Below are 13,440 nucleotides of genomic sequence, written 5' to 3'. Positions count from 1 at the left end.
TGGATAAAAACCTTTTGCGAAATGCTTTCATATGATATTCTATTTAGTTAGAAGCATATAAGGAAACGACGAAAACGATGCCGAAAAGAGGTGTCGTCCTTTTCGTGTGTCTAATAGATGAAAAAACCCAGGGAGGGTTGATGAATGGAAACAGATACGATTGCTGCGATTTCCACTCCGAGCGGAGAAGGGGCTATTGCGATAGTCCGCCTGAGCGGAGACGAGGCGCTTGCTATTGCGGATCATGTGTATAAGGGCAAAAAGTCTCTTCATGAAGTGGAAACTCATACGATCCATTACGGGCATATTATCGACCCGGCGGACGGCTCCGTGATTGAAGAATCCATGATTTCTGTTCTCAGGGCCCCAAAAACATTTACAAGAGAAGATATTGTGGAAATTAACTGTCACGGAGGGCTCGTCTCAGTCAATCGTGTCCTTGATAACGTATTAAGTCAGGGAGCACGGCTGGCGGAGCCTGGAGAGTTTACGAAACGGGCATTTTTAAACGGGCGCATTGACCTGACGCAGGCAGAAGGTGTCATGGACCTGATCAGAGCCAAAACCGACCGGGCCATGCAGAGTGCTTTAAAGCAGGTTGAAGGAAGACTTTCTGAACGGATCCGTAAGCTTCGCCAGAAGCTTCTCGAAACAGTGGCCAATGTGGAAGTGAATATTGACTACCCTGAATTTGATGCGGATGTTGTGACGACGAATGTTTTAAAGGAAAATGTAGCGTTTGTCGGCGAAGAGATTGACCAGCTGCTCGTTACAGCCCGGCAGGGAAAAATTATGCGGGAAGGGCTCGGCACAGCGATTATTGGCCGGCCGAACGTAGGAAAATCCTCCCTGATGAATAATTTGGTGCATGAAAATAAAGCAATTGTAACGGAAGTGCCCGGCACCACGAGAGACGTGCTCGAGGAGTATGTAAACGTCCGGGGGGTCCCCCTTCGTTTAATTGACACCGCCGGCATACGTGAAACTGAAGATATTGTGGAAAAGATCGGCGTAGAGCGCTCCCGCCAGGTGCTGCAGGAGGCGGAGCTGATCCTTCTTGTCATCAACAGTGCAGAGCCGCTGTCCGATGAAGACCGAGCATTATTTCAGGCAGTTCAAGGCATGAATGTTATTGTTATAATGAATAAAACGGATCTCCCCAAACAGGTGGATGAGGAAGAACTCCGGGAGTATACATCCGGCCGGCCGATCATTACCGCTTCTTTTCTGAATGATGAAGGCATCGACAGCCTTGAAGAAGCCATCGCCCACCTCTTTTTTGATGAAGGAGTAGAGGCAGCGGACATGAATTATTTGTCCAATGCCCGTCATATTGGGTTGTTGAACCAGGCAAAACGTTCGGTGAATGACGCTCTGGAGGCTGTGGAAATGGGAGTGCCTGTAGATATGGTACAAATTGATATTACCCGGGCCTGGGAACAGCTCGGAGAAATTGTCGGAGAAAACGTGCATGACGGATTAATTGATCAGCTGTTTGCCCAGTTTTGTCTCGGAAAATAGATACATCCGCTGCAGGCGGAGGGTAATACTAGAAGGAGGAACCGTAATGAGTTACAACGGAGGAAATTATGACACGATTGTCATCGGCGCCGGACATGCGGGTGTAGAAGCAGGGCTTGCTTCTGCACGCATGGGGGCAAGTACATTGATGCTGACGCTGAACCTGGACGCCGTAGCGTTTATGCCGTGCAACCCGTCTGTGGGAGGGCCGGCAAAAGGAATTGTCGTCCGCGAAATTGATGCGCTCGGCGGAGAAATGGCGAAAAATATTGATAAAACGCACATCCAGATGCGGATGCTTAATACAGGAAAGGGTCCTGCGGTACAGGCGCTCCGTGCGCAGGCGGATAAGTTTCTTTATCAGCAGGAAATGAAGCGGACCCTTGAGAACACAGATAATTTAACGATCCGCCAGGGCCTGGTGGAGGAACTGATCGTTGAAGATAACGTATGCAAGGGCGTAGTTACTAACACTGGCGCGAGCTATTATGCTTCATCGGTTGTAGTGACAACAGGCACTTATCTGCGCGGCAAAATTATTCTCGGAGAACTCGCGTACGAAAGCGGTCCGAATAACATGCAGCCTTCCATCAATTTGTCGGACAGCATTAAAGCGCTCGGTCTTGATATGGTCCGGTTCAAAACCGGAACGCCGCCGCGGGTGAACAGCAACTCCATCGATTACAGCAAAACGGAGATCCAGCCCGGTGATGAGCAGCCGAGGGCCTTTTCCTACGAAACGGTGGAATTTATTACCGATCAGCTGCCGTGCTGGCTCACCTATACCGGCGCAGAAACGCATGAGCTGATTACAAACAATCTGCAGCGCTCCCCAATGTATTCCGGTATGATTGAAGGCACTGGTCCGAGGTACTGTCCTTCAATTGAGGACAAAATCGTCCGTTTTAATGATAAACCGAAGCACCAGATTTTCCTCGAGCCTGAAGGCAGAAATACAGATGAAGTATACGTGCAGGGACTGTCGACCAGTCTTCCGGAGGACATTCAATTCGGCATACTCAAAACGATCCCGGGACTTGAAAATGTAAAAATGATGCGTCCGGGTTATGCGATCGAATACGATGCCATTGTACCGACGCAGCTGTGGCCGACCCTTGAAACAAAAACCGTGGAAGGTCTCTTTACTGCCGGACAGATTAACGGTACGTCCGGATATGAAGAAGCCGCCGGGCAGGGAATTATGGCCGGAATCAACGCAGCCCGCAAAGCACAGGGCAGGGAAGGCGTTATCCTGGACCGTTCGGATGCCTATATTGGTGTGTTGATCGATGATCTGGTCACGAAGGGCACCAACGAACCATACCGTCTGTTAACGTCGAGGGCGGAATACCGTCTGCTTCTCCGTCATGATAACGCCGACCTGCGTTTAACCGAAATCGGCCGCGAGATCGGATTGGTTCCGGAGGCCCGCTACGAAAGATTTGTGCATAAAAAAGAAGCGATCGAGGCCGAGAAAAAACGATTGGAAAGCTTTACCCTGAAGCCGCATGAAGAAATTAATGACATGCTCATCTCCCGGGGCTCTACAGCGATGAAGGAAGCAGCTTCGGCAGCCCATCTGATGAAGCGGCCGGAAATCGGTTATGCGGACGTTGCTCCATTTGCAGACGCACCGTCGTCTATTGCGCCGGATGTAGCTGAGCAGGTGGAAATCCAGGTGAAATACGAAGGATATATTTCCAAGCAGCTTGAACAGGTCGAGCGGATGAAGAAAATGGAAGAGAAGAAAATTCCGGAGAGTATCGATTACCATTCCATTTCCGGTATTGCAATTGAAGCGAGACAAAAGCTTTCAGAAGTACGCCCGCTTTCTGTCGGCCAGGCGTCCCGGGTATCCGGGGTAAATCCGTCCGATATATCTATACTGCTTGTGTATATTGAACAGGGCCGTATGGCAACAACGTAACAGTGCGTGATTAAGCCCCTGCTTACCGAAAGCAGGGGCTTTTTTTCAAGATACGCCGTCTTTCTGAAGTGGAGACACGAGGGGATTGGGCGTTGTCGTATTATCCAGTGAAGGGCAGGAAAGAAAAGAATGAGTAAAGAAAAGTTTCCCGAATGGCTCGAAGCCATACATATTTCTTTGGACGATAAGCAGAAAAAGCAGTTCGAGCAGTATTACCAGTTGCTTGTCGAATGGAATGAGCGTATGAACCTGACAGGCATTACTGAAGAACGGGAGGTATATGAAAAACATTTTTATGATTCCCTTACCGGAGCTTCCCTGGCGGCCTTTAAGGCAGAGGGAAGCCTGATCGATGTCGGTTCGGGAGCCGGCTTCCCAAGTCTGCCTCTTAAGATTTGCTTTCCGGAGCTTCAGGTTACCATCGTCGACTCTTTAAAAAAACGCATCGGTTTTTTAGAAGAAATTGTCAGTGAACTCGGGCTTGAAGGGGTGACCCTCGTCCATGACAGGGCCGAGCAGCTCGCACGTCAAAAGGCGTACCGGGATCAGTTTGACGCAGCGAGCGCCCGGGCCGTGGCCAAGCTTCCGGTGCTGCTTGAACTCTGCCTGCCGTTTGTAAAACCGGGAGGTGTTTTCATCGCGTGGAAGGGAGCAAGCGGAGAAGAAGAACTGCATGAGGCGGAAAACGCCCTGGTAAAATTGGAAGCAGCAGCAGCGGCACCGAAGAAAATGAAGCTCCCGGAAGAACAGAGTGAACGGGTGCTTTTAACATTCGAAAAAAAGAAAAAAACCCCAAAAGCGTATCCGAGAAAACCAGGAACCCCGGCAAAAAATCCTTTATAATCACTCACGGCTCATTCGACAACCTTTAGAAACGTGATAGAATGAAAATAGCAAATGTACGAACTCCAGAAGTGAAGCAACAAGGGCCGCAGTTTTTAAGTGAGGTGATATACGGGTATGAAACAGTCTATTCAAAAATGGTTCGGCCTGGGGGACAACCAGGCCGAAAAAAGCGGCATTAATGAACACGAAGTCAAAATGATTCCTATTCATCAGATCATGGCGAATCCTTTTCAGCCGCGAACGATCTTTTCAGATGAAAAGCTTTCGGAATTAGCCCAATCGCTGCAGACGCATGGCCTTTTGCAGCCAATAACGGTCAGAAAGCAGTCCGGCGGCTATGAAATTATTGCCGGGGAAAGGCGCTGGCGCGCGTCGCAGAAGCTTGGATGGAAAGAGATACCGGCTCTGGTGAAAGAATTTAATGATACCCAGACAGCTTCCATTGCGCTCATTGAAAACCTGCAGCGGGAAGCATTAACAGCGCTTGAAGAGGCAGCCGCATACGCCAGGCTGCTGGAAATGAACCAGCTTACGCAGGCAAGTCTGGCGCAGCGGCTGGGAAAAAGCCAGTCCACCATTGCTAACAAGCTTCGTCTGCTGCATTTGTCTGAATACGTTCAGGAGAAGCTGTCCGAAAAAGAAATTACCGAACGGCATGCCAGAGCACTTCTGAAGCTGCCGGAGGCAGAACGCCAGAATCAGATCGTTGATGAAGCCATTGAAAAGGACTGGAACGTAAAACAGACGGAGGATAAGATTGCTGCTTTGCTTGATCCAAAGCCGAAAAAGACAAAGCAGCCGAAAAAACACGTATCCAGGGATACCCGTATTGCCTTAAATACGATCCGGGAGTCGATAGACATGGTGACAAAAAGCGGCATGGCAATCGATACGGATGAAGAAGACTATGATGGTTATTATCAGGTGACTATTCGAATACCAAAATCGAAGCAGTAAATAAGAAGAACAGCAAGGAACTGGGAAAGTAGGTGTATCGATGGCAAAAACTGTTGCTATCGCCAACCAGAAAGGCGGCGTTGGGAAAACAACAACAGCAGTAAACATTAGTGCCTGTCTGGCACATGTAGGACAGCGGGTACTTCTTGTGGACATTGACCCGCAGGGCAACGCCACCAGCGGGGCCGGCATTGAAAAAGGGGACGTTGAAAAATGCATATATAACGTCCTCGTTGAAGACACAGATATTCGTGATATTGTCCGGGGCACTGCTTTGGAACAGCTGGACGTAGTGCCTGCCACCATACAGCTGTCCGGGGCAGAAATTGAACTGGTCTCCACTATTTCCCGGGAAATCAGGCTGAAAAATGCATTGAAGGATGTGGCTGCGCAGTACGACTACATAATAATCGATTGCCCTCCCTCCCTTGGACTTTTAACGATTAACGCACTTTCCGCTTCAGATTCGATTTTAATCCCTGTGCAGTGCGAGTACTACGCTCTGGAAGGACTGAGCCAGCTGCTCAATACTGTCCGGCTTGTGCAAAAGCACTTAAACCATGACCTGGAAATCGAGGGCGTCCTGCTTACGATGCTCGATGCAAGAACTAATCTTGGATTTCAGGTCATAGAAGAAGTAAAAAAATATTTTCAGGAAAAAGTATTCGAAACGATTATTCCCCGGAATATACGTCTCGGGGAAGCTCCAAGCCACGGTCTTCCCATTATTATGTATGACGCAAAGTCTAAGGGTGCCGAGGTCTATTTAGAATTAGCAAAGGAAGTGGTTGCTGGTGGCCAAAGGTCTAGGTAGAGGATTGAACGCTTTTTTCCCGGAAGAAACAGGCGGCAACGAAGATCAAATCACTGCCGTACCAGTACAGGAATTACGGCCGAACCCTTATCAGCCGAGAAAACGATTTGAAGCAGAAGCGATTGAAGAGCTGAAGCATTCTGTGGCGGAGTTTGGTGTTTTGCAGCCAATTCTCGTCCGTAAAAGTATTAAAGGGTACGATATTGTTACCGGAGAACGGCGTTTTCGTGCTGCCTCGGCAGCAGGCCTGAAAGAAATTCCGGCGATCGTAAAGGATTTAAGCGATGAGCGGATGATGGAAGTTGCTTTAATTGAAAATCTGCAGCGGGAAGATCTGAATCCATTAGAAGAAGCCCATGCGTATCAGCGTCTGGTGGAATCACTCGATATTACTCAGGATGAGCTCTCCAAGCGGCTCGGAAAAAGCAGACCGCACATTGCCAACTATATCCGGCTGCTGCAGCTGCCGACAGAAGTGCAAAAGCTTGTTGAGACAAAAGAAATCTCCATGGGGCATGCCAGAACGCTTCTTGGATTGAAAAAGAAAGAGCTTGCGGTGAAGGTAAGCGAACAAATTGTTAAGCAGGCACTCAATGTCAGACAGACAGAAGCACTTGTTCAGCAGATGAACGAAGGTGTTCCACGTGAAACAAAGCAAAAACAGCCAGCCTCTCCTTTCCTGGAACAAAAAGCAGAGGAGCTCCAATCGTACTTTGGCACCTCTGTTTCTATTCAGCAGGGAAAAAATAAAGGAAAGATTGAGATCGAATTCTTTTCAGATGAGGACCTGGATCGGATTCTTCAGCTTCTGAGCGAAGAAAAAGAATAGAGCAAAGGCTTCCGGTTCATCAGCCGGGAGCCTTTGCTCATTTTTATGGTTCAAAGGATAAAAGCGGGTGAGAAATGTCAGGTATAGGAGGAATGACGCTCAAGCACTACCATTGGATGCCCGTCGGAAAGGCTGAATGTACGGGAAATGACAAACCCGAACGAATGATAAAGATCGATTGCCGGCTGGTTCTTTTCGCTGGTGCAGACGTAGATTAATGTGTCGAGATGGTGGTTTAACAGATATTTCAACAGATAAGAGGCAAAGCCCCGCCGGAAAAAATCCGGATGGACGACGAGTCTTGTGATTTGCAGTTTTTTCTTCTGGTATTCATAAGCAATAAAAGCGCGAAGGACGCCTTCTACAAAATAGCCAATAAAGGTTTCCTTCGAGGAACGGATAGATTCCACACTTTCATTCAGAGCAGGGATATCAAAATTGTCGATAAGTACAGCTTCTGTATAATAGGATTGCTGCTGCAAAGCAAGTATATTTTTAGCAGTATTGTATTTATGGTTAGGTAACAGGACGATCATCATAATCTCTCCTTAAAATGAAAGAGGCGGAAAGAACGATAAAAGACTTCAGCTATGGAATCTTTGCCGTTTTAAGATAGTCCCGCTTCGGTTCATTTTATAGTAAAATATTTAAAGTCCAATTGTTAATGGAAAGAGGACAGTCCATGTGTAGGGGCGTATGCTGTTTTTGAGCAGGATGGATAAAATGTCGTTCATTCAGGAAGGAATAAAGCGGAAGAGCACACAAATAATACTAAAAAAATAGAAATAAAGAAACAAAAGGGAGCGGACATTTATGGTGCTGACAGGAACATTGGTCAATGGAGTGACTATTATTATCGGATCATTGATGGGGCTTTTGTTTCACCGTATACCGGAAAGAATGAAAACCACCATTATGCAGGCGCTGGCGTTGGCAGTTGTCCTTCTCGGGATCCAGATGGGGCTGCAGACAGAACAATTTTTAATCGTCGTGGGTAGTCTGGTGACTGGAGCCTGGGCAGGAGAGCGCCTGCGAATCGAAGACGGTCTGGAATCTATTGGCCAGTGGGTGGAAAGACGAATAGGAAAGAGCGATACAGAGAATACAGTAGCCAAGGGTTTTGTAACCGCCACGCTGGTATATGTGGTGGGAGCGATGGCGGTACTTGGGGCAATGGACAGCGGTCTGCGCCAGGAGCATGATGTTTTATTTACAAAATCAATGCTCGATGGATTTTCAGCGCTTATTTTTACGACGACGATGGGTGTTGGAGTGTTATTTTCGTTTATTCCGGTCGTTATTTACCAGGGCTCCATCGCTCTTTTTGCTGTCCAAATTGACAGGCTGGTGCCGCAGGAGGCAATGGATACCTTTGTTACTGAAATGACGGCTACCGGAGGCGTGATGATTATCGCTATCGGATTAAAGCTCGCAGGCCTGTTAGAAATCCGGGTAGCCAATCTACTTCCGGCGATACCAATGGTGGCTTTTTTTGTGTTTATCATTCGTCTGTTCGGCGGATGAAGCCTCCCGGAGAAAGCGGGCATGATCGTCATCATCGTGAAAAGTAACCGCAGGGGTGGTGCTTTCTTCCTCCTGGAGAACGTGCTGCTTTGATATTGACCGGTCGGCGAGGAGAAAGCTTTCTGCTATTAATGAAGCCATCGTGTCGATAGTATACAGCCGGGTATTTTGCAGTACAAAGTATTCCATCATCCCGCTGACATTTACTATGCCGTTAATATGCATGTCTCCAACCATCGGGAGCTTCTTTTTCATTGCAGCTCCCGGAGTCACTCCGCCTTCATTTAAAGTAACCTTCCCTACATTCTGAAGATAGCCAAGACAGGCGTCCACAGCGATTATAAAAGCATGCGGATGCTCTGCTGCAATGCTGGAAAGCGTTTCTTCCAGGTTAACAGCGTGGACCGGGTACTGAAGAGTGCCGTATATATAAAAGTTTTCCAGTTGCTTTTCAAGAAGCTTGCTTCCGGTTAGTGGCCCGAGAGAATCTCCAGTGGAGCGGTCTGTGCCAATACAGACCAGGATGATATCTTCATCTGTGACACGCTCCCGGATATGACCGGCAAGGCAATCCGCCAGCTCTCCAGCACTTCCGGGCTCTTCCATGCTGACGTGGCAGTGAGTACGATAGGCTTCACGTGAAACAGATTTTTTCCCCATAGCAGATAACTCCCTTCCAGAATCCTTTCTAAAAATAATTGTATTAGCCTCCTATACCCGCGTTTGGATAAAAATAACTGGCATATTTAAGCAGCAGCCGCCCTAAAACAGGAAGATGACAGTTTAATTGAGGTTTTTGGCGGAGTGCGATAGGATGAAAAGTATCGAAGCATTCAGGTGAAATGAGAAGAAAGGAGAAAATGGGACTCATGGTGGAGAAGCAGCCTTTTGATATCAACAGTATTGTAGAAATGAAGAAACAGCACCCATGTGGGGCAAACCGCTGGAGAATTATCCGGATGGGCGCCGATATCCGGATTAAATGCGAAGGATGCGGGCACAGCGTTATGCTTCCAAGAAAAGAGTTCAGTAAAAAGGTAAAAAAGGTGCTCGAATAATTCCGGTAAAGCTGCTCTTGTTGTCGCAAAAGTGAAATTATACTATACTCAAAGCAATATACTAACGATAAAGAGTTGCTTTTCAGGACAGCTGCGGTTGTCCTCTTTGTTATGTTTAGAGAAATATTAACTGAAAGAAAGAAGGAAATAATAAATGGCTTTAACAACAGGTATAGTCGGACTTCCAAATGTCGGGAAGTCAACATTGTTCAATGCGATCACTCAGGCTGGGGCGGAGTCTGCCAACTATCCGTTCTGCACTATCGACCCGAACGTAGGGATTGTAGAAGTGCCGGACAGCAGGCTCGAACAGTTAACAAATATGTTTCAGCCGAAAAAAACAATTCCTACCGCATTTGAGTTTACAGACATCGCCGGCATTGTCGAAGGAGCGAGCAAGGGAGAAGGCCTCGGCAATAAATTCCTTTCGCATATCCGGGAGGTGGATGCGATTTCCCATGTGGTACGCTGCTTTGACAGTGATGACGTGACCCACGTTTCGGGGAAAATAGATCCGATCCATGATATTGAAGTAATTAACCTTGAACTGATTCTTGCAGACCTTGAAACGGCGGAAAAACGGATGGATAAAGTAGCAAAGCTTGCCAAATCCAAGGATAAAGACGCCATGCAGGAGCATGCGGTACTCGAAAAGATTGTCGAAGCATTGAAGGAAGAGCAGCCCGTGCGAAGCCTGGAATGGACTGAAGAAGAGCTAAAAATTGTTAAAGGCTTCCAGCTTCTCACGATGAAGCCGGTGTTATACGTCGCCAACGTCAGCGAAGACGACTTAATGGAAGAAGAAGACAATGAACACGTCTCCCGCGTTAAAGAATTCGCAGCAGCCGAAGGGGCAGGCGTTGTAGTTATCTCCGGGAAAATTGAAGAAGAACTCGCAGAGCTTGAAGGAGAAGAAAAAAGCGAATTCCTTCAGGATCTCGGCATCGAAGAGCCGGGACTCGACCAACTGATCCGGGAGGCTTATTCCCTGCTTGGCCTGCAGACGTACTTTACTGCAGGTGAACCGGAGGTCCGGGCCTGGACGATCCGAAAAAATACAAAGGCTCCTCAGGCAGCCGGAGTGATTCACAGTGATTTTGAAAAGGGCTTTATCCGTGCTGAGGTTGTCGGATACGAGGACCTGATGCAGGCAGGTGCAATGAACAGCGCCAAAGAAGCAGGCAAGGTAAGGCTTGAGGGCAAGGAATATATCGTTAAGGACGGCGACGTCGTTCACTTCCGCTTCAACGTTTAATTTTTCTGGCTGGAATATTGTAAAAAGAAAGTCAAGCTGATATAATATTAACTTGCGAGTTAAAAACGGATAAGCGTTTTTTGCTCCTTGTTCTTTTCCACCGGAAAAGAGCCGAAGACCAAAAGGAGGTGACGCAGCATGCGGAATTATGAGGTACTTTACATTATCAGCCCGAATGTTGACGAAGATGGTGTGAAAAACACAATCGAACGGTACAACAAAATCTTAACGGATAATGGCGCTGAAATTGAAAAAGTAGACGAAGTAGGAAAAAAACGTCTCGCATACGAAATCAACGATTTTCGTGACGGGTATTACGTTGTAACCTACATTAAAGGCACCGCGGACGCTACCAACGAATTTGACCGTCTGGTTAAAATCGATGATAACGTAATCCGCCACTTAGTTGTTCGTAACGACGACTAATTTCATTAACAATCAGGAGGGGTTTAAATGATAAATCGTGTCGTGTTAGTCGGTCGGCTGACCGCGGACCCTGATCTGCGTTATACCCCGAACGGCGTAGCAGTCGCTAACTTTCGCATTGCGGTAAATCGTCCATTTACCAACCAGCAGGGCGAACGCGAAGCAGACTTTCTTAACTGCGTCATTTGGCGGAAGCAGGCAGAAAATGTGGCCAATTATTTGAAAAAAGGCAGCCTGGCCGGTGTGGATGGGCGTATGCAGAGCCGGAGCTATGAAAACCAGGAGGGCCGTCGTGTAACGGTAGTAGAAGTTCAGGCGGAGAGCGTACAGTTCCTTGAACCGCGTGGAGCATCCGGAGGCGGAGGTTCTTCGCAGGGAGGCGGCTATTCTCAGCAGCAGAACAGCCAGAGCTCAGGTTCAGGCCAGCAAAATCGCGATTCGTCCAATTTAAACGATGATCCGTTTTCGGATAACGGGCAGCCAATCGACATTTCAGATGACGATTTGCCATTTTAAAACCCCTGAGAGCATAAACAATCTTTTATAAAGGAGGATAAACAATGGCAGCAGCAGCACGTCGTAGAGGTAAAAGACGGAAAGTTTGTTACTTCACAGTAAACAAAATTACCCATATTGATTACAAGGATACAGAGCTCTTGAAGAAGTTTATTTCAGAAAGAGGAAAGATCCTTCCACGCCGCGTAACTGGTACAAGTGCGAAATATCAGCGTAAGCTGACCCGCGCTATCAAGCGTTCCCGTCACGTAGCATTGCTTCCTTTTGTGCGTGAGCAGTAAGGATAGCATTAAAACACCCTTTTTCAGGCCGGATGCCTGGGAAGGGGTGTTTTATTGTGTGGAAACTGGCTGCAGGTTTAATCTGCTTCCTCCCCGGGGTATAAATGAAGTAATCAATGAAGCTTTTTATATACCGGGAAGGAGGTCTTCATATGGACGTTCAGTCTTATATTACGAAAATTAATAAACAGCTTGAAGAACTGAAGCAGGACGATATTCAGGCCAAAGATGAAAACATAGAAGCGGAAGTGCCAAACGATTCTTCTTTCAAGCTGCCAAATGAAGAATAAATAGAAGTTCTGCCGCAGATAAATAAACGGAATAAGGCGCTGACGGTAGTCAGCGTTTTTTAGATATGAACAGCCTTTGACTATTCGGCTGTTCGTCTTTCTTTTTGAAAAGGAATAAGCTAAAATGAACGAATGGAATTTCCATGAAAACGAAGGGATAAAGGCAGCACTGGGATAATGTCGGAGTAAAAGCAATCGGGCGGCTGCTGCACATTTATTTGACTGCCTTTGTAAATGAGGTGAACGTGAAGTGAAAAACGCTAGAAGTGTCGCAGAAGCAGCCGTCTTTAGCGCGGTTTTCCTGGTGCTGGTACTGCTGTTGATCTTTGTGCCGGTCGTGGGCAGTATATTAACGATAGCGATGCCGCTTCCGTTTATTATTTTTGTGGCAAGAAACGGATGGAAGCCGGGCATTTTTATGTTTATCGTCTGTGCGCTGCTTGCCACTCTGTTTACAGGCGGAATTGGTTTTCCGACGGCATTGATATTCGGTCTCGGCGGGATTGCGGCAGGTGCGCTTATTCATCAAAAGAAGCCGGCGTTTGCCGTTTTTGCTGCAGGTACTGTGGCGTATATAATCGGCCTGGTTTTATTTTATTTAAGTTCGGTTCTTCTATTTAATATTGATCCGATTCAATTAATCCAGCAAACATTGAATGACTCTATCTCCCAGGCGAGAAGCATGATGGAGAGCATCGGTCAGGATACCTCAAATCTGGATGCTTTAGCAGAAATGGTCACGCTGATTCAATATATCGGCCCGGTGCTCCTTATTGGTACAGGCATTATTCTTTCATTTATAACCCAGGTGTTCGCTCATGTTATTTTGAAGCGTGTCCGGATGGACTATCAGCAGTTTCCGGCTTTTCGAAACTGGAGCTTTCCGAGATCACTCATATGGTATTATTTGACGGGTTCTATATTTATTCTGATCGGGCTTGAAGAAGGAACAGCTATGTATATAGTTGTCATGAACCTTTTTCCCCTGTTGGAGCTGGCTGTGGCAATTCAGGGCTTTACTGTGATCTTTTATTTTCTGCATGCTAAATCCTATCCAAAATACTACGGGGTTCTCATTATCGTCGGGAGTATATTATTATCAACAATAGCATTATTTTTAGCCCGCATTTTAGGTATAATAGATTTAGGTCTAAACTTGAAGCAACGCATTCAAACCGACACGAAGTAGGGGTTGA

The 13,440-nt window shown here is 47.1% G+C and carries 16 protein-coding genes; 14 read left to right on the top strand and 2 right to left on the bottom strand.

What is annotated here, in order from left to right; translation table 11 throughout:
* Positions 1–144: 144 nt before the first annotated feature.
* The 6 genes from mnmE to Q0757_RS09850 all read left to right on the top strand — a co-directional run bounded on the left by mnmE (position 145) and on the right by Q0757_RS09850 (position 6,894).
* On the top strand, positions 145–1,521 hold the full coding sequence (gene mnmE / locus Q0757_RS09875) for a tRNA uridine-5-carboxymethylaminomethyl(34) synthesis GTPase MnmE (protein ID WP_298786796.1): 1,377 nt from the start codon (positions 145–147) through the stop codon (positions 1,519–1,521).
* A 46-nt stretch (positions 1,522–1,567) separates the two neighbouring features.
* Positions 1,568–3,448 (top strand): tRNA uridine-5-carboxymethylaminomethyl(34) synthesis enzyme MnmG, encoded by a 1,881-nt coding sequence (gene mnmG, locus Q0757_RS09870; protein ID WP_298786794.1) that lies wholly within the window; start codon positions 1,568–1,570, stop codon positions 3,446–3,448.
* A 129-nt stretch (positions 3,449–3,577) separates the two neighbouring features.
* Positions 3,578–4,291, top strand: a complete 714-nt coding sequence (rsmG, locus tag Q0757_RS09865) for a 16S rRNA (guanine(527)-N(7))-methyltransferase RsmG (protein WP_298786792.1) — start codon at positions 3,578–3,580, stop codon at positions 4,289–4,291.
* Positions 4,292–4,408: 117 nt separating this feature from the next.
* Positions 4,409–5,251: a nucleoid occlusion protein gene (noc, locus tag Q0757_RS09860; RefSeq protein ID WP_298786790.1), complete on the top strand. Its 843-nt coding sequence runs from the start codon at positions 4,409–4,411 to the stop codon at positions 5,249–5,251.
* Between the two features lie 40 nt (positions 5,252–5,291).
* Positions 5,292–6,065, top strand: coding sequence for a ParA family protein (locus tag Q0757_RS09855; protein WP_298786788.1), 774 nt, complete (start codon positions 5,292–5,294; stop codon positions 6,063–6,065).
* Entirely contained in the window at positions 6,046–6,894 is an 849-nt protein-coding gene (locus Q0757_RS09850; protein WP_298786786.1) for a ParB/RepB/Spo0J family partition protein, read from the top strand. Before Q0757_RS09855 ends, Q0757_RS09850 begins: the two co-directional genes overlap by 20 nt.
* A 77-nt stretch (positions 6,895–6,971) precedes the next feature.
* Here Q0757_RS09850 and Q0757_RS09845 read toward each other — a convergent pair whose 3' ends face one another.
* Positions 6,972–7,430: an N-acetyltransferase gene (locus Q0757_RS09845; RefSeq protein WP_298786784.1), complete on the bottom strand. Its 459-nt coding sequence runs from the start codon at positions 7,428–7,430 to the stop codon at positions 6,972–6,974.
* 277 nt (positions 7,431–7,707) lie between these two features.
* Here Q0757_RS09845 and Q0757_RS09840 point away from each other — a divergent pair, with 277 nt between their 5' ends.
* Positions 7,708–8,418, top strand: a complete 711-nt coding sequence (locus Q0757_RS09840; RefSeq protein WP_298786782.1) for a DUF554 domain-containing protein — start codon at positions 7,708–7,710, stop codon at positions 8,416–8,418.
* Here Q0757_RS09840 and yyaC read toward each other — a convergent pair.
* A complete protein-coding gene (gene yyaC, locus Q0757_RS09835; protein ID WP_298786780.1) occupies positions 8,356–9,078 on the bottom strand; it encodes a spore protease YyaC in 723 nt (240 codons plus the stop codon). The two genes, Q0757_RS09840 and yyaC, sit on opposite strands and share 63 nt — an antisense overlap.
* A gap of 200 nt (positions 9,079–9,278) precedes the next feature.
* Here yyaC and Q0757_RS09830 point away from each other — a divergent pair, with 200 nt between their 5' ends.
* The 7 genes from Q0757_RS09830 (at position 9,279) to Q0757_RS09800 (ending at position 13,433) form a co-directional block, all read left to right on the top strand.
* A complete protein-coding gene (locus Q0757_RS09830) occupies positions 9,279–9,476 on the top strand; it encodes a DUF951 domain-containing protein (RefSeq protein ID WP_298786778.1) in 198 nt (65 codons plus the stop codon).
* Between the two features lie 154 nt (positions 9,477–9,630).
* Entirely contained in the window at positions 9,631–10,731 is a 1,101-nt protein-coding gene (ychF, locus tag Q0757_RS09825; protein ID WP_298786776.1) for a redox-regulated ATPase YchF, read from the top strand.
* Positions 10,732–10,869: 138 nt separating this feature from the next.
* Entirely contained in the window at positions 10,870–11,157 is a 288-nt protein-coding gene (rpsF, locus tag Q0757_RS09820) for a 30S ribosomal protein S6 (protein ID WP_022792961.1), read from the top strand.
* Between the two features lie 27 nt (positions 11,158–11,184).
* Positions 11,185–11,673: a single-stranded DNA-binding protein gene (gene ssb / locus Q0757_RS09815; protein ID WP_022792962.1), complete on the top strand. Its 489-nt coding sequence runs from the start codon at positions 11,185–11,187 to the stop codon at positions 11,671–11,673.
* Positions 11,674–11,717: 44 nt separating this feature from the next.
* On the top strand, positions 11,718–11,954 hold the full coding sequence (rpsR, locus tag Q0757_RS09810) for a 30S ribosomal protein S18 (RefSeq protein ID WP_022792963.1): 237 nt from the start codon (positions 11,718–11,720) through the stop codon (positions 11,952–11,954).
* A gap of 152 nt (positions 11,955–12,106) precedes the next feature.
* Entirely contained in the window at positions 12,107–12,244 is a 138-nt protein-coding gene (locus Q0757_RS09805) for a hypothetical protein (RefSeq protein ID WP_298786769.1), read from the top strand.
* A gap of 250 nt (positions 12,245–12,494) precedes the next feature.
* Positions 12,495–13,433: a YybS family protein gene (locus tag Q0757_RS09800; RefSeq protein WP_298786767.1), complete on the top strand. Its 939-nt coding sequence runs from the start codon at positions 12,495–12,497 to the stop codon at positions 13,431–13,433.
* The last annotated feature ends 7 nt before the right edge of the window (positions 13,434–13,440 follow it).

It is taken from the genome of uncultured Marinococcus sp., assembly GCF_947493875.1.
GTDB lineage: Bacteria > Bacillota > Bacilli > Bacillales > Marinococcaceae > Marinococcus.
The sequence above is the reverse complement of the archived record's forward strand: the minus strand, read 5'-3'. Positions and strand labels throughout refer to the sequence as shown.